18 protein-coding genes are annotated in these 15,165 nt (G+C 56.7%); 16 read left to right on the top strand and 2 right to left on the bottom strand.

Translation table 11 applies throughout. The features are described from left to right. Nucleotide 1: 1 nt before the first annotated feature. Nucleotides 2-907, bottom strand: coding sequence for a prephenate/arogenate dehydrogenase family protein (locus tag HEQ18_RS07695; protein WP_432814256.1), 906 nt, complete (start codon nt 905-907; stop codon nt 2-4). Next, entirely contained in the window at nt 907-2,004 is a 1,098-nt protein-coding gene (hisC, locus tag HEQ18_RS07700; protein ID WP_432814257.1) for a histidinol-phosphate transaminase, read from the bottom strand. The genes HEQ18_RS07695 and hisC overlap by 1 nt, the downstream gene beginning before the upstream one ends. 389 nt (nt 2,005-2,393) lie before the next feature. Here hisC and metX point away from each other — a divergent pair, with 389 nt between their 5' ends. The 16 genes from metX (at nt 2,394) to HEQ18_RS07780 (ending at nt 15,082) form a co-directional block, all read left to right on the top strand. Further along, nucleotides 2,394-3,515: a homoserine O-acetyltransferase MetX gene (gene metX, locus HEQ18_RS07705; RefSeq protein WP_432814258.1), complete on the top strand. Its 1,122-nt coding sequence runs from the start codon at nt 2,394-2,396 to the stop codon at nt 3,513-3,515. Next, complete coding sequence (gene metW, locus HEQ18_RS07710) at nt 3,512-4,105, top strand: methionine biosynthesis protein MetW (RefSeq protein ID WP_432814259.1); 594 nt, start codon at nt 3,512-3,514, stop codon at nt 4,103-4,105. Before metX ends, metW begins: the two co-directional genes overlap by 4 nt. Nucleotides 4,106-4,257: 152 nt before the next feature. Further along, nucleotides 4,258-4,599: a flagellar basal body rod protein FlgB gene (locus HEQ18_RS07715; protein WP_296198293.1), complete on the top strand. Its 342-nt coding sequence runs from the start codon at nt 4,258-4,260 to the stop codon at nt 4,597-4,599. A 2-nt stretch (nt 4,600-4,601) separates the two neighbouring features. Further along, entirely contained in the window at nt 4,602-5,006 is a 405-nt protein-coding gene (flgC, locus tag HEQ18_RS07720; protein ID WP_432814260.1) for a flagellar basal body rod protein FlgC, read from the top strand. A 9-nt stretch (nt 5,007-5,015) separates the two neighbouring features. After that, on the top strand, nt 5,016-5,318 hold the full coding sequence (locus HEQ18_RS07725; RefSeq protein ID WP_432814261.1) for a flagellar hook assembly protein FlgD: 303 nt from the start codon (nt 5,016-5,018) through the stop codon (nt 5,316-5,318). 2 nt (nt 5,319-5,320) lie between these two features. Then, complete coding sequence (locus HEQ18_RS07730; RefSeq protein ID WP_432814262.1) at nt 5,321-6,148, top strand: flagellar hook-basal body complex protein; 828 nt, start codon at nt 5,321-5,323, stop codon at nt 6,146-6,148. 10 nt (nt 6,149-6,158) lie between these two features. Beyond that, the gene (locus HEQ18_RS07735; RefSeq protein WP_432814263.1) at nt 6,159-6,902 is read left to right on the top strand and encodes a flagellar basal body rod protein FlgF; all 744 of its coding nucleotides are present in this window, start codon (nt 6,159-6,161) and stop codon (nt 6,900-6,902) included. A 24-nt stretch (nt 6,903-6,926) separates the two neighbouring features. Then, nucleotides 6,927-7,715, top strand: a complete 789-nt coding sequence (gene flgG, locus HEQ18_RS07740; RefSeq protein WP_397606329.1) for a flagellar basal-body rod protein FlgG — start codon at nt 6,927-6,929, stop codon at nt 7,713-7,715. Further along, a complete protein-coding gene (locus HEQ18_RS07745; RefSeq protein WP_397606328.1) occupies nt 7,696-8,361 on the top strand; it encodes a flagellar basal body L-ring protein FlgH in 666 nt (221 codons plus the stop codon). Before flgG ends, HEQ18_RS07745 begins: the two co-directional genes overlap by 20 nt. Continuing rightward, on the top strand, nt 8,322-9,449 hold the full coding sequence (locus tag HEQ18_RS07750; protein ID WP_432814264.1) for a flagellar basal body P-ring protein FlgI: 1,128 nt from the start codon (nt 8,322-8,324) through the stop codon (nt 9,447-9,449). The genes HEQ18_RS07745 and HEQ18_RS07750 overlap by 40 nt, the downstream gene beginning before the upstream one ends. Next, nucleotides 9,446-9,718 (top strand): rod-binding protein, encoded by a 273-nt coding sequence (locus HEQ18_RS07755; RefSeq protein WP_397606326.1) that lies wholly within the window; start codon nt 9,446-9,448, stop codon nt 9,716-9,718. Before HEQ18_RS07750 ends, HEQ18_RS07755 begins: the two co-directional genes overlap by 4 nt. Then, on the top strand, nt 9,715-11,043 hold the full coding sequence (flgK, locus tag HEQ18_RS07760) for a flagellar hook-associated protein FlgK (protein WP_432814265.1): 1,329 nt from the start codon (nt 9,715-9,717) through the stop codon (nt 11,041-11,043). Before HEQ18_RS07755 ends, flgK begins: the two co-directional genes overlap by 4 nt. A 35-nt stretch (nt 11,044-11,078) precedes the next feature. Beyond that, complete coding sequence (locus HEQ18_RS07765) at nt 11,079-11,885, top strand: flagellin (protein WP_432814266.1); 807 nt, start codon at nt 11,079-11,081, stop codon at nt 11,883-11,885. Nucleotides 11,886-12,152: 267 nt separating this feature from the next. Continuing rightward, the gene (gene motA, locus HEQ18_RS07770; RefSeq protein ID WP_432814267.1) at nt 12,153-13,016 is read left to right on the top strand and encodes a flagellar motor stator protein MotA; all 864 of its coding nucleotides are present in this window, start codon (nt 12,153-12,155) and stop codon (nt 13,014-13,016) included. Next, the gene (locus tag HEQ18_RS07775) at nt 13,016-13,876 is read left to right on the top strand and encodes a flagellar motor protein MotB (protein ID WP_432814268.1); all 861 of its coding nucleotides are present in this window, start codon (nt 13,016-13,018) and stop codon (nt 13,874-13,876) included. Before motA ends, HEQ18_RS07775 begins: the two co-directional genes overlap by 1 nt. Nucleotides 13,877-14,032: 156 nt before the next feature. After that, complete coding sequence (locus HEQ18_RS07780) at nt 14,033-15,082, top strand: sigma-54 interaction domain-containing protein (protein WP_397606513.1); 1,050 nt, start codon at nt 14,033-14,035, stop codon at nt 15,080-15,082. The last annotated feature ends 83 nt before the right edge of the window (nt 15,083-15,165 follow it).

The following is a 15,165-nucleotide window of genomic DNA, read 5'->3' on the forward strand; positions in this document are numbered from 1 at the left end:
CCTAATGCTTGCGCCCGAAATCGGGTGCGTCATCGTCCTGGCCCTGTTCAACAATCGACCGCCGGATATTGCGGGTGCGGGCAAACAATGCCTCCAAATCGTCGCCTTTGTCGTATCGGATCGCACGTTGCAGCACGCTTAAGTCTTCGGAAAAACGTTGAAGCATTTCAAGGACGGCGTCCTTGTTGGACAAAAACACATCGCGCCACATGACAGGGTCAGATGCGGCGATACGGGTGAAATCGCGAAAACCGCCGGCCGAATATTTGATAACCTCGCTTTGCGTCACGCCTTCCAAATCATCAGCCGTGCCAACGATGGTATAGGCAATCAAGTGCGGCAAATGGCTGGTGACGGCAAGGACCATGTCATGATGCCGCGCATCCATAATCTCGACATCCGCGCCAAGCTGCTGCCAAAAAATGCGCAAGCGTTCAACGGCTACCTCAGGCGCATTTTCAGGCGGCGTTAATATGCACCAGCGACCCTTGAACAAGGTCGCAAAACCAGCGTCTGGCCCGCTTTTTTCGGTACCAGCCACCGGATGGGCAGGAATAATGATCGCGTCGGGAAGCACCGCAGAAAGCGCCTCTGCGACGCTTTGCTTGCACGAACCCACATCGCTGACAATCGCATCGCAAGGCAAATCAGCAGCGAATTCCGCCGCCACCGCGCCCATCGCGCCAACGGGCACACACAGGATGACAAGGTCGGCATCCATTACCGCCGCGCCAACCGTGTCGGTCACATCATCGCAGATACCAAGCGCAACCGTGCGTTCACGCACAGCCTGGTCGGCGTCATGCCCGGTTATGCGCACTAAGGGCATTTGCGCCCTTACCGCGCGCGCGACCGATGAACCGATGAGACCCAGGCCAATGATCGTCAGGCGCGCGAAGGGCAACATTAAGCGTTGACGTCCAGAATCTTGCGCAAGGCCGACATAATGCCCCGATTTTCGTCTTCGGTGCCGATGGTAATCCGCAGGCCATTGCCAAGCCCCTGCCCCGGCAACCAGCGGACGATATAGCCTTCGGCCATCAACGCATGATAAGCGGTTTCTGCGCTGCATGTGCCTTCAAACAAGACCATCAGGAAGTTGCCCCAGGATGGAATGACCTTCAATCCATGGTTGGACAATGACGCAAACTCGCCTGCCATCCAGTCGCGCCATTCGGCATTATGTTGACGGCTGCGCGTCACGAAATCTGTATCCGCAAGCGCAGCGATGGCCGCCGCCTGTCCTGCAGCCGTAACATTGAACGGTGCGCGCACACGGTTAAGCGTCGCGATAAGGCCTGCATGGCCATAGCCCCAACCAATGCGTTCTGCCGCGAGGCCGTAAATTTTAGAGAAAGTCCGCGTGATCAGGACATTGTCATGGCGGCGCGCCAGTTCCAATGCGGCGGGACCGTCATCCTCAAGATATTCGCCATAAGCTTGGTCCAGCACAAGCACACAATTTCCGGGCAAGCCCGCATGCAGCCGGGCAATTTCCCCGTCGCCAGTATATGTGCCCGTCGGATTATTGGGGTTCGCCACAAACACTACCCTAGTCTTGTCGGTCACGAGCGCCAGCAAAGCATCGACATCAGTGCCATAATCCTTGTCCGGCGCGACAATCACATTGGCCGCCGCTTTGCGCGCCGCAATGTCATAGACCGAGAAACCATAGCGTACGTAAATGATGTCATCGCCTGCGCCAGCATAGCCCATGGCGATAAGGTTCAGCAGCTCATCCGAACCCGTGCCGCAGACTATCTGGTCGCTGTCAACGTCATACGCCGCGCCCAATGCTTCGCGCAAAGCGGTGCAAGCCGGGTCAGGATAGCGGGCCAAAGAAGCGCCTTTGTCCACCAATGCCGCCGAAGCGTCCGGACTGCACCCCAAAGGATTTTCGTTCGCGGATAGTTTAATCAGCACGCGGCCATCATCCGACTTTGCCTTGCCGGGTGTGTAGGCGCTGATAGCTTCAATCCATGGTTTGGCTATAGGTGTGTTCATGCCCGCGGCCATAGCGTCGGCAGCGACGAAGCGCAACGTGTCGCCAGCGCAATAGAGTCAGGACCTAGGGTCAGGACCACTTAAATCCACCTTCGCGGTTTGAGGTCATACTGTTCAGTGCCAGGCGGCAAGCGCAGGACTTAGTGGTTCTAAGTCCAAGCCTGCCAACGTGGCAATCGACAGCATGGGTCAAATCCGAAGGACGCCAAAATGGCTTTGATCTCGAAACAAAATGCCCTTGAAGGCAGAATGACTGCCTGCGGCGGACATTTTGCTTCGATATCTTTGCCATTTTGACGCCGCGAAGGTGGATTTAAGTGGTCCTGGCCCTGGCACTTCTTTTGCGAGTTTGGGTTGTTTCGCACGAAACCGCTGATATGGCGGTCGATATGCATAAGGATACGCGTTTCGGTCTGGATAAAAAGACACAGTTGCTTGGGCCAGTGCAGCTCGACAGCGGTGTGGAGTTTGCGCCTGTTGAATTTGCCTATGAAACCTATGGTGAATTGAACGCCGACAAATCCAACGCCATCCTGATTTGCCACGCGCTAACCGGCGACCAATATGTGGCGTCGAACCACCCCGTGACGGGCAAGGCAGGCTGGTGGACGCGGATGGTTGGCCCCGGCAAGCCAATTGACCCCTCGCGCCATTGCATCATCAGCATCAACGTGATGGGCAGTTGCATGGGATCATCTGGCCCCGCCAGCATCGATCCGACGACGGGCGCGCCTTATGCCATGGCTTTTCCGGTCATCACCATCGCCGACATGGTACGTGCGCAGGCCCTATTGCTGAACCATCTGGGTATCGAAATATTGGAAGCCGTAGTCGGCGGGTCGATGGGCGGGATGCAGGCATTAAGCTGGGCCGCCTTATACCCCGACCGCGTGCGCTCTGCGGTTATCATTGCATCGACCGCGCGGCATTCGGCGCAGAATATCGCCTTTCACGAGGTTGGGCGTCAGGCGATTATGGCTGACCCAAGCTGGAATAATGGCGCTTATTATGGGCATGAGGCGCCGACGGCTGGCCTTGCCGTCGCCCGCATGGCGGCGCACATCACCTATCTGTCCGAAGCGGGTCTTACCGAAAAATTCGGTCGTCGTTTGCAAAATCGCGATGCCAAAAGCTTTGGCTTTGACGCCGATTTTCAAGTCGAAAGCTATTTGCGCCATCAGGGCCTGAGCTTTGTCGAACGGTTTGATGCCAACAGCTATCTCTACATCACCCGCGCGATGGACTATTTCGACTTGGCCGAGCCGCATGACGGCGTGCTGGCGAAAACTTTTGCGGGCACCAAAACCCGTTTCTGCCTGATCAGTTTTGACAGCGACTGGTTATATCCAACGGCGGAATCGCGGCGCATTGTGCATGCCCTGAACGCAGCGGGCGCGGCGGCCAGTTTTGTTGAACTATCGAGCCCCTTTGGCCATGACGCTTTCTTGTTGGAGGCACCCGAAATGAACCGCATCGTCGATGGCTTTTTGCGCGCAGGCGAAAGTCGGTGACAGCACTGCGTCCCGACCTTGCGATTATCGCCCGCGAAGTAAGCGCCAACGCGCGTATCTTGGATGTTGGCTGCGGCGATGGCCTGTTGCTGGCGGCATTGCGCGACACCAAAGATGCCGACGCACGCGGAATGGAGCTGGATGCCCGCGATGTTGCCACGGCGGTCGCGCGCGGGCTCTCGGTGGTTCAGGGCGACGCAGATACCGACTTGGCCGATTACCCCGATGGTAGCTTTGACTATGCGATTTTAAGCCAGACGTTGCAGACCACCAAAAGGCCTGATCTGGTGTTGGACCATCTGGTGCGGATCGGACGGCAGGCCTTTGTCTCCTTCCCCAATTTCGCGCAATGGCGCATTCGTTTTGCCCATATGTTTGGCGGACGCATGCCCGTGACGGAGCAGCTTCCCCACCGCTGGTATGACACGCCCAACATCCACCATGTGACCATCGACGACTTTCGCAGTTTCCTCGACGAACGGAATATCAGGATAGAAGGCCAATGGTTTTTGTCGGGCGATAAACCGCGCGATGAACGACTTGCCAATCTATTGGCGGAACATGCAGTATTCCTGCTGCGACGCGATTAGGCGGCGTCGGAATTTTGACATACGCCTGTCAGGCAAATGTCGGTTTGTTATAATATACTGATTTCATGTAATTCTTCAAAAACTGGCACAGCAATTGCAAAACCCCTTTCGTTCGCGCCCCCAGGCGTGATGCAACGACGAAAGGAACGGCCATGCCGGCTTTGGATAACATATTCGGAATTCATGCCACCGCGCTGAAGCTGCGCGAGCAACGCATGTCTATTCTCGGCTCGAACATCGCCAACGCATCGACGCCGGGATATAAAGCGCGCGACATCGAGTTTTCCTCGGCGCTAAAGCTCGCCGAAAATGGTCAGTCGACCGAAAGCGCGATGCGCTATCGTGTGCCGCTTCAGGCATCGCTGGATGGCAACACCGTTGAAATGGCAACAGAGCAAACCGCCTTTGCCGAAAACGCGCTGGCCTATCGTTCAAGCCTGTCGTTTCTGCAGGGCCGTATCGGCACCCTTACCCGCGCGCTGAAAGGGGAATGAAGATGGCCGACAATCTTTCCATTTTTGACATTAGTGGCCGCGCCATGGCGGCGCAGCTTATCCGCCTGAACACGTCGGCCACCAATCTTGCCAATGCCGGCACGGTATCGGGCAGCGAAGACAAGGCCTTTCGCGCGATGAAGCCTGTTTTCCGCACTGTCATGGGGGAGGCAGGTCAGGCGACCGTTCAGGTTGACCGCATCGACACCAGCAAGGCGACGCCCGTCAAGCGCAACGACCCTAATCATCCGCTCGCCGACCAAGATGGCAACATCTGGGAAGCCGCCGTCGATAGCACCGCCGAAATGGTCGAGATGCTGGAGATATCGCGTCAATATCAAAACAATGTGCAGGTCCTTGCCACGGCAAAAGGCCTGATCAGCGAAACCTTACGCCTCGGCCAATGAAAGGCATGAATGATGACAAGCATAACCCCTGTTAACTCCAAAAACCTACCCGTCCTGTCAAAGGACATGGCCGAAAAGAAATTGGGCCAAACCGATTTCCTGCGGCTAATGACGACGCAGTTGAAGGAGCAAGACCCTTTCAACCCCGTCGATAACCAAGCGATGGTTGCGCAAATGGCGCAATTTTCAAGCGTTGCAGGCATTTCGGAAATGAACGCCTCGATGAAATCCATGACCGAGCAAATGGGTAGGCAGACCGCATTGCTTGCGGACATCAAAGTTGCATCGACACGTACAGCTGTGGGAGCATAAATATGTCATTTTACACCTCTTTGTCGGGCCTTAAAGGCGCTCAAACCGATTTGTCGGTCATCTCCAACAACCTGGCCAATGTCGGTTCAGCGGGCTTCAAAAAAAGCCGCGCGCAATTCAGCGACGTGTTTGCAGGATCGCCTACGCAAAGCTCCAAAACACAAGCAGGGCAAGGCACCCGGCTGAACGCTGTGGTACAGCAATTTACCCAAGGCACGCTGGAGGCAACGGACAAGACGCTTGATCTTGCCATTGCCGGCGAAGGATTTTTTGTAACACGCGGTGATCCGCCGCGCGAAGCTATCACCTACACACGTAATGGCGCGTTTCAGGTCAATGCCAATCGCCAGGTCGTCGACACGATTGGGGCAACGCTGCAATTGCTGCCTGTGGATGCGAGTGGAAATGTAACCTCGGCGACACTTGACGATGCAACCGATTTCGTTCTGCCTTCCGTTTCGCCTACCGACCCCAGCGTTTCCCTGATCAACGTGTCCATCGGCATTGATGGACTTGTCACCGCAACCTATGCCGATGGCTCCGACGAGATGCTTGGCAAGGTTGCCATGGCAAGCTTCACCGCGCAAGAGGGGCTTCGCCCTGTTGGCGATGCCCACTGGCAATCCACGGGCGAAAGCGGCGAGCCCGCGATTGAATCTGCCACCAATGGGCCCTTGGGCTCCGTCCGTTCCGGCGCGCTGGAACGCGCCAATGTCGACGTGACAGAGGAATTGGTCGCGCTGATTTCCGCGCAACGCAATTTTCAGGCCAATGCAAAGGCCATCGAAACCGCGTCGAACATGACTCAAGCCATTGTGTCTATTCGTTAAGGGCTGACCGATGGACCGTCTGATATATACCAGCCTGACCGCCATGCGCGGTTCAATGGCCCGTCAGACGGCCATTGCCAACAATCTGGCCAATGCCAACACTCCGGGGTTCCGCGCCGATCTGGCAGAGGCGCAAACCGTGTGGCTCGAAAGCCAGCAACTCAATACCCGCGCCTTTTCATCCGAAGAGGTGCAGGCAGCCGATATGAAAGCGGGCACAATGGTTGCCACGGGCCGCGATTTGGACATCGCGCTGTCGGGTGACAGCATGCTGGCGGTGCAAGCCGAAAATGGCGAGATTGGGTATACGCGGCGTGGTGACCTGTTGCTGTCCTCCACGGGATTGCTGACCACGGGCGATGGTCGTCCGGTGCAGGGTGCGCAAGGTCCGCTGACCTTGCCGCCGTCGGACGCCATCAATATTGACGATCAAGGCCGCGTCTGGATTGTGCCCTTAGGTGGCGATGCAACACAGCCGCAGCAATTGGATCAATTATTGCTGGTCAGCCCGGCTGGTTCCGACGTGGTCAAGGGCGTCGACGGGCTATTTCGCGTGCGTGGCGGCGGCACTTTGCCTGCCGACCCCGATGCGCGTGTCATCACGCGAAGCCTTGAAAGTTCAAACGTCAGTGCGACCGAAGCTTTGGTCGAAATGATTGAGGCCAGCCGGTCGTGGGACACGCAATTGAAAATGCTGAACGACGCACGCGACATGGATGCGGCGACCGCCGACCTCATGTCGCTTACACAATAAACCTGCCAAAAAGGATGAAGTCTGATGTCTAATGGAGCACTCCACGTCGCCCGCACTGGCCTTGATGCGCAGAATATGCGGATGCAGGTCATCGCCAACAATCTGGCCAACGTGAACACCGTTGGTTTCAAGCGCGACCGCGCGAGTTTTGAAACCTTGGCCTATCAGGCCATGACAGTGGCGGGTGCCGCGTCTTCGGCGGAAAACAAATATGCCATTGGCACCAATCTTGGCACCGGCGTTCAAATTAACGGCACCGCACGTATCGATACGCAAGGGACGCTGACCAATACGGGCAACAGCCTTGATCTCGCGATCGAAGGCGCTGGCTATTTTCAGGTGCAAATGCCCGATGGCCGAAACGCGTTTACCCGGGCCGGGGACTTTAACCTGTCCGCGGAAGGCACATTGGTCACCAGTGACGGTATGCCTGTACAGCCGCAAATCCAAATCCCACAAGACGCAACCGCCATATCGGTTGGCACCGATGGCACCATTTCAGTGCAAGTGGCGGGTCAGTCAGAGCAGACCCAAGTCGGACGGCTTGAACTTGCGCGGTTCGCAAATGCGGCAGGGCTGCAATCTGTTGGCAACAATCTGTTGCTCGAAACCCCTGCGTCAGGTGCACCACAAATTGGCGCAGCCGGCGAAGAGGGTCGCGGTGGCCTGCGTTCTGGCGCGCTGGAATCCAGCAACGTCAATGTCGTCGAAGAATTGGTCGACATGATCGAAACCCAGCGCGCCTATGAGGTCAATTCCAAGATGATCCAAGCGACAGATGAGATGATGCGCAATGCCACGCAGACTCTATAAACTTATCCTGCTGTCCTTGCTTGCGTTCCCCGTCGGCGCGCAAGCCAAAAAGGACAAGTCCAGCCATTCGGATTACGGCCCGAGTTTGCCCATCGCGCCACCGCCTGCGCCCGCCAATGGTGCGATATTCCAGATCGGGCATTATAGCCCGCTCACATCCGGCGCACGGGCCGCCCGCGTGGGCGACATCATCACAATCAATTTGGTCGAGCGCACCAGCGCCTCAAAAAGCACCAGCGCGACCACTGGCCGCAATGGCAGTTTCGGCCTTAGCCCGCCCGTAAGCGGCCCATTGAACCTCATCAGTGCAGGCGATGTAAACATGAGCGGCGATCAGTCGTTTACCGGAAAGGGCGAAACTGCCCAGTCCAATGCCCTGTCCGGAGAATTGAGCGTGACCGTCGCGGTCGTCTATCCCAATGGCAATATGCTCGTGAAAGGCGAAAAGGCTTTGACGCTCAACCGGGGCGATGAAAAAGTCCAGTTCACCGGAATCGTGCGCTCCGCCGATATCAGCGTCGACAACCGCGTGCTCTCCACACGCGTTGCCGCTGCACGCATAGTTTACACCGGTAAGGGAGAGATTGCCCGTGCGAGCCAGCAAGGATGGCTGCAACGTTTCTTCAGCAGGGTAAGCCCCTTCTGATGCGCGCGATCTTGCTTTGCCTTGCCTTGCTGTTCGCGCCCCCTGCTTATGCGGAGCGCATAAAGGATATTGGCCAGTTCCAGGGACTGCGCGCCAACCAGTTGACGGGCTATGGTGTCGTCGTTGGCCTTGCAGGTACCGGCGACGACAGCCTTGATTACGCCACCCAAGGGGTCAAAGGCGCCGTATCGCGCTTCGGCATCAGCCTTCCGGCTGGCATTAACCCCGCGCTTAAAAATGCAGCCGCCGTGATGATCACGGCAGAGCTTCCGCCCTTCGCTAAACCCGGGCAGCGGCTGGATATCACCGTGTCCGCCTTGGGTAAGGCCAAATCCTTGCGCGGTGGGACGCTTATCATGGCCCCGCTCTATGGCGCGGATGGCGAGATTTACGCCATGGCGCAAGGCAATCTAGTCGTCGGCGGGCTTGGCGTCGATGCGGCGGACGGTTCAAAGCTGTCGGTCAACATCCCGTCGGCTGGTCGGATCAGCGGCGGTGCGTCAGTGGAACGCGCCGTCGACACCGGCTTTGCGCAGTCCGAAAGCCTCACCTTCAATCTAACGCAATATGACATCAGCAATTCCGGTTTGGTCGCGGATGCGATCAACAAAAAATTGGGTGCAGGTGTGGCAGCAGCCATCGATGGCGCATCAATCCGTATCAACACGCCAGTGGGCGGCGAAGCGCGCATCCGTTTGATGGGCTTGATCGAAAATATAGAGATCAATCGTGCAGCGCCGCCTGCCCGCGTTATCGTCAATGCGCGAACTGGCACCGTTGTCATCAACGGTGCCGTTCGTGTTGGCCCTGCCGCCGTCAGCCATGGCAAATTGACTGTCCGTGTCGACGAAAACCCGATGGTGGTGCAACCCGCGCCGTTCAGCGCTGGCCAAACCACTGTTGAGCAAGCGAGCGACATTAGCGTCGAAGAAACCCGAAATCCCGCATTCCTATGGGACAAGGGTGCGTCGCTTTCCGAAATCGTCAAAGCCATCAACCGGTTGAATGTTTCACCTGGCGATCTGGTCGCGATATTGGAGGCCTTGTCGCAGGCAGGTGCGTTGAGCGCGGAGCTGGTGGTCATATGATAACGCTTAAACCGATAAGCGCACCGGCCACCGCCGCGCCAAAGCCTGACCCAGAATTGCGCAAGGCTGCCGAAGCTTTCGAGGCCGTCATGCTGCGGCAGATGATGGCAAGCATGCGCAAGGCAAAGCTTGGCGACGACATCATGGGTTCAAGCGCCACCGACAATTTCCGTGAAATGGCCGACGCACGCGTGGCCGACAGCATATCCGCATTGCGGCAGTTCGGCATTGCCGACCTGGTAGAAAAACAACTTAAAGGTTCAAGATGAGCGACCTGCTCGCCATAGGCGCATCGGGCGTGAAGGCATATGGCCGTGCGCTGTCGGTTGTGGGCGATAACATCGCCAATGCCCAGACCGATGGGTATGTCCGGCGCACGGTTCGGCTGGAGGAAGCTCCTGCCGCAGGCGACGTCGTTCTGTCGCGCAACAGTATCCGCCCGGGTGGGGTCAGCGCCGCTGGCGTCACACGCGAGTTGGACCAATGGTTGGTGGATGACGCGCGCACGGCCTCCGGCGAAGCCGCGCGACAGTCGGCGCGTCTGAGCTGGATATCTGCGACCGAAAGCGCGCTTGGCAATGGCGGCAATGATATCGGCGCCACCGTAACCCAGATTTTTGCAACCGCTGATCAACTGAGCGCCAACCCGAATGATGCCACTTTGCGGCGTCAGTTTCTCAACAATATCGATGAAAGCGCCAGCGCGTTCCGGCGGGCATATGATGCATTGAGTTCCATGGCAAATAGTGCTGCGATGGAAGTGAGCAGCGCAGTGGATCAATTGAACACCGACTTATCAGCGCTTTCCCGGGTCAATGACGGCTTGCGCCGCGCACGCGCCGGGTCATCCAATGAAGCCACCTTGTTTGACGAACGTGTTCGCCTTGTCGGCAACATCGCAACCGCGATAGATATTGATATCCATTATGACGCAAACAATGCCGCCATTGTCCGCACCCCGGCAGGCGTTCCATTGGTCGAAGGTAATAGCGTCGCCACCGTGAATCTTGGCGTGTCCGCAGGCGGGCTTTTGTCCTTCGGCGTTGCTCCTGCAACTTCACTTGCACCCGCGTCGGGTCGACTTGCAGGCCTGACCGATGGCGCAGCACATATATCCACCCAGCTTGCGGCACTGGATTCGCTTGCGGCACAATTAAGCACTGCGCTGAATAGCGCACATCAGGCAGGCGTCGATGCCAATGCTTCTGCTGGAAAGCCATTGTTGAATTTCAATGGCTCTGCCGCCGACTTGACCGCAACCGCGCTTGCCATAGCAGACGTTGCGACCGCAAACGCAGCGGGCAGCAACGGCAATATTCTGGCCTTCAACGCCGTCCGCACGAGCAGCGGCATTGAACAGGATATCAGCGCCTTCATCACGCAACAGGCGCAGATAGCATCCGCAGTTCGCGCGCAAGAGGCCGCGGCCAGTGGGCGGCGGGACGGCGCATTTGCCGCACGCGACGCCGTTGGTGCAGTCGACCTCGACCGCGAAGCTGCGGATCTGTTGCGGTTTCAGCAGGCCTATGAAGCTGCGGCCCGAACGATTCAGGTCGCACGGGAAACCATGCAGACCATACTCAACATCTTCTGAAAGCCCATGCGATGATTAACGGAACCGGAGGCCGCATGACGCAGGAAGCCACACGCCAAGCGCGTCTGGCGGCGCAGATTTCGGCAAAGCAAACGCAAATATCCACCGGCAAGCGTCTTCAGCGCGCGTCGGATGATCCAACGGCGGCAGCGCGCATTGCGGACCTGAGCCGCATGCAAACCAATGACAACGCGCGCGCGCGCAACATCAGCTTGGGGATCAGCATGACGGCGCAAGCTGACGCGCAGTTGCGCAACATGTCCCACCTGCTGGCGCGTACGCGGGAGTTGACCATTTCAGCCGCAAGCGTCGGCCTTACCCCGTCTGACCGCACGACCATGTCACTCGAAATACGCGCCATGGCGGACGAAATTGATGCCATGGCATCCTTACAATCCGCCACAGGCGACGCGCTGTTCGCAAATAACGCTGCGAACCCAATCCGTTTTGACGACACCATCGCCTTCGCGCCAGTGCCCGCACGTCAGGCCATTTTTGAAACGGGCGGCATTGCGATTACGCAAATCATGCGGGATGCTGCCTCTGCTATCGCGGCGGGCGACCTGCCGTTAATAGGCGCGGCGTTAACGGCGCTGAACGGGGCAGTAAATCATGCCGCCGATGCCCAGGCGGAAATCGGTGTCAATGCAGCGCGGCTCGACCGGTTGCAGGAATTTTCCGCACAGCGCGGAATCACGCTCAGCGAAGAGCTTTCGAAGCTTGCCGATACGGATTTGAGCGCAGCTATTGCAGAGCTTAAAGCAATGACATTAACGCTTGAGGCTGCACAGGGCGCTTTTGCGCGCATTAACCGACGCACTTTAATGGATTTTCTTGCTTAGGGTCAGGACTACTTAAATCCACCTTCGCGGTTTGAGGCCATACTGTTCAGTGCAAGGCGGCAGGACGTCAAAATAGCTTCGATCTCGCAAGCAAAATGCCCTGCCAGGCAGAATGACTGCCTGCGGCGGACATTTTACTTCGATATCTTTGCCATTTTGACGCCGCGAAGGTGAATTTAAGTGCTCCTGACCCTAAAAACAGGCGCAATAATCGGCGGGCCCAGCCGTTTAACCAGCGGACAGTTCCACGCAGAGGGCAGATTTTTCATGTTAGCCATTATCGGTATCGTTGTTTTGCTTGTCATGGTGTTTGGCGGCTTTGCGATTACCGGCGGCAATCTGGTACCCGTGATGAAAGCCTTGCCAGCCGAAATGCTCATCATCGGCGGCGCCTGTGCTGGCGCATTAATCATCGGCAACTCGGTCAACGACTTAAAGTCTCTTTGGGCCAGCCTGCAGAAGGTGTTCAAAGGCCCGCAATATGGAAAGCAGGATTATCTGGACTGCATCTTCCTGATCGCCAAGTTGATGAAAATGATGAAAATCGACGGCCCGGTTGCAATTGAATCCCATATTGAAGATCCAGACAATTCTACAATCTTCAGCGAATATCCAAAATTGCTAAAGGACAAGACGCTTATTCATTTGATCTGCGACACCTTGCGGCTTGTCGTTGTGTCTTCCGGCACGCTTGACCCGCATGCCGTCGAAGAGGTGATGGATAACGCCATCAAGAACCATCATCACCATAATATCAAGCCCGCAGACGGCTTGCAGGGCCTTGCCGATGCGTTGCCGGCGCTTGGTATTGTGGCGGCGGTGTTGGGCGTGGTGAAAACCATGGGTTCTATCGATAAGCCGCCGGCTATTCTTGGCGCTATGATTGGATCGGCTTTGGTTGGCACATTTTTGGGCGTGCTGCTGGCTTATGGTCTGGTCGGCCCCTTTGCCAACCGCGCGCGCCAAGTCATTGAGGCCGATGCCGCAATTTATCATGTCGTCAAACAAATGATCATTGCCTCTCTGCACGGCCATCCGCAGCCATTGGTCATCGAGGCGGCACGTTCGGGCATCGAGCATTCCAACCAGCCCAGCTTTGCTGAGGTCTTTGACGGGATGCGAGGCCGGTAATGCCTAAACCAATTGCGCCGGTCCGTCCGGTCATTGTCAAGAAAATCTATGAAGCGCCGCATTCTGCGCATCATGGCGGCGCTTGGAAAGTTGCTTATGCCGACTTCGTAACGGCGATGATGGCATTCTTCCTATTAATGTGGCTTTTAGGCGCAACGACGGAAAAACAACGCAAGGCGTTGGCAGACTATTTCGCGCCGACATTGGTTGCGAGCAAACAGGATACGGCAGGCTCTACGAGCTTTTTTGGCGGCGATTCGATCACTTCGGTCGACAATTATCCAAATCGCGCCGGCCAAACAGGCACGCGCAGCATTACAATCCCTAGCGCAGCGACGGGTGGTCCCAAAGAAGCAGCGGGACTTGGACAGGATAAAGCCAATTTCCAACAGGTCCGCGAAAAACTGGCGAAGAAGGTTAATGCAGACAAATCGATGAAGCGATTTGCCCGAAGCGTTCGCATTACCGAAACGCGCGAAGGCATGCGTATCGACCTGATCGACGATGCCAATTTTGCCATGTTCATATCGGGAACCGACATCTTGACCCCCGATGCCATTAATCTTTTGACTCAAGTCGCCGATAGCTTGCGCGGTCTGCCAAACGGCCTGATCATCCGGGGGCATACCGATGCGAAACCTGTGTCAGCACGCTTAGGCATCAACAACTGGCAAATTTCGTCCGCCCGCGCAGAAGCAACCAGGGCCCATTTGGTCCGGTCAGGTATTCCCGATTCGCAATTCTTACGCATTGAAGGCGTCGCAGACCGCGAACCCTATTTTCGAGACAATCCGGACGATTCGCGAAACCGGCGCATGTCCCTAACGCTTGGCTGGCGGACGGTCTCAGAGGGCAGATAGCATCTCAAATTGGATGTAACATTTTGTAAAATAAATCAGTAGAATAACAACTGTATTCCATATCGGAACGGAATCGAATTTCTGCGCATTTTGTTAACCTTCTGTTTACTTTCTTATCTAATCTAAACCCCGACGTTTATTTTGTTGGGAAAAATAATGAGTTCAAATATCTGTGCCGTCCAGACGGCAGCCGCAAAGCCGATCGCGATCGAAGAATATTTGCTTGGTGATAGCGCGCCAATGATTCTGTTGCGTAACATGGTCCGACGCGTAGCAAACTCCACGGCCTCCGTCATGATTTGCGGCGCGTCCGGTTCGGGCAAAGAGGTCGTCGCGCGCGCCATTCATGCAACCGGTCTGCGCGCGTCCAAACCTTATGTCGCGCTGAACTGTGGCGCTATTCCGGCGGAATTGATTGAATCCGAATTGTTTGGACATGAACGCGGTGCGTTTACGGGCGCACAGGCTCGCCGCACCGGCCATTTCGAAAATGCCGATAAGGGCACGCTGTTTTTGGACGAGATTGGCGACATGCGTTTCGACATGCAGGTTAAACTTCTGCGCGTTCTGGAAGATGGTTTGGTGTCGCGCGTGGGCGGCAACAGCGCGTTACCTGTTGATGTGCGCATCATTTCTGCGACGCATCAAAATCTTGAGCAGGCCATTACCAACGGACGTTTCCGGCAGGATTTATATTTCCGCTTGGGCGTCGTCCTGCTGCATGTGCCAACGCTCGCCGAACGGGTCGAGGACATACCCCAATTGATTGCCCATTTTCAGCGTGGCAAAAATAGCACCGAGAACTGCCATTTTGACAATTCCGCAATTGCCCAACTGCAGGCGCATGATTGGCCCGGCAATGTCCGCGAACTGCGCAATATTGTTGAGCGCGCAAATGTGTTGTTCCATGGCGAGACGATTGACGCCTTTGGTGTTGACCAATTGCTTGGGTTCACCGCACCCCGGATGAACGTAGCACCACGCGCCGCAACATTGCCCGATCCTGTCCCGACCAAGCCGCAAACATGGGACGCGCCCATCGACCTCAAGGCGCAAATTGAAAGGATTGAGCTGGAGCGGATTCAAACTGCCCTTGGCCGCGCCGATGGCGTCATATCTGAGGCCGCGCGCTTGTTAACGCTCAAGCGCACCACCTTGATTGAGAAAATGCGCAAATACGGCGTCGACCGCGTCGTGCTTCAATAGGGCCAGGGACCGCCGAAACGATAATGCCTGTTGCGCCAACTTACGCGCTTTGCTAGGGGCCGGCTCCTACCTGTCTAGGCGTG

The sequence above is a fragment of the Sphingorhabdus sp. genome, assembly GCF_050921905.1.
Taxonomy (GTDB): Bacteria; Pseudomonadota; Alphaproteobacteria; order Sphingomonadales; family Sphingomonadaceae; genus Sphingorhabdus_B.

Excerpts from the sequence above, each read along its gene's own strand:
- HEQ18_RS07695 (WP_432814256.1), bottom strand. The coding sequence starts at position 907 with ATGTTGCCCTTCGCGCGCCTGACGATCATTGGCCTGGGTCTCATCGGT.
- hisC (WP_432814257.1), bottom strand. The coding sequence starts at position 2,004 with ATGAACACACCTATAGCCAAACCATGGATTGAAGCTATCAGCGCCTAC.
- metX (WP_432814258.1), top strand. The coding sequence starts at position 2,394 with ATGCATAAGGATACGCGTTTCGGTCTGGATAAAAAGACACAGTTGCTT.
- HEQ18_RS07715 (WP_296198293.1), top strand. The coding sequence starts at position 4,258 with ATGCCGGCTTTGGATAACATATTCGGAATTCATGCCACCGCGCTGAAG.
- flgC (WP_432814260.1), top strand. The coding sequence starts at position 4,602 with ATGGCCGACAATCTTTCCATTTTTGACATTAGTGGCCGCGCCATGGCG.
- HEQ18_RS07725 (WP_432814261.1), top strand. The coding sequence starts at position 5,016 with ATGATGACAAGCATAACCCCTGTTAACTCCAAAAACCTACCCGTCCTG.
- HEQ18_RS07730 (WP_432814262.1), top strand. The coding sequence starts at position 5,321 with ATGTCATTTTACACCTCTTTGTCGGGCCTTAAAGGCGCTCAAACCGAT.
- HEQ18_RS07735 (WP_432814263.1), top strand. The coding sequence starts at position 6,159 with ATGGACCGTCTGATATATACCAGCCTGACCGCCATGCGCGGTTCAATG.
- flgG (WP_397606329.1), top strand. The coding sequence starts at position 6,927 with ATGTCTAATGGAGCACTCCACGTCGCCCGCACTGGCCTTGATGCGCAG.
- HEQ18_RS07745 (WP_397606328.1), top strand. The coding sequence starts at position 7,696 with ATGCCACGCAGACTCTATAAACTTATCCTGCTGTCCTTGCTTGCGTTC.
- HEQ18_RS07750 (WP_432814264.1), top strand. The coding sequence starts at position 8,322 with ATGGCTGCAACGTTTCTTCAGCAGGGTAAGCCCCTTCTGATGCGCGCG.
- HEQ18_RS07755 (WP_397606326.1), top strand. The coding sequence starts at position 9,446 with ATGATAACGCTTAAACCGATAAGCGCACCGGCCACCGCCGCGCCAAAG.
- flgK (WP_432814265.1), top strand. The coding sequence starts at position 9,715 with ATGAGCGACCTGCTCGCCATAGGCGCATCGGGCGTGAAGGCATATGGC.
- HEQ18_RS07765 (WP_432814266.1), top strand. The coding sequence starts at position 11,079 with ATGACGCAGGAAGCCACACGCCAAGCGCGTCTGGCGGCGCAGATTTCG.
- motA (WP_432814267.1), top strand. The coding sequence starts at position 12,153 with ATGTTAGCCATTATCGGTATCGTTGTTTTGCTTGTCATGGTGTTTGGC.
- HEQ18_RS07775 (WP_432814268.1), top strand. The coding sequence starts at position 13,016 with ATGCCTAAACCAATTGCGCCGGTCCGTCCGGTCATTGTCAAGAAAATC.
- HEQ18_RS07780 (WP_397606513.1), top strand. The coding sequence starts at position 14,033 with ATGAGTTCAAATATCTGTGCCGTCCAGACGGCAGCCGCAAAGCCGATC.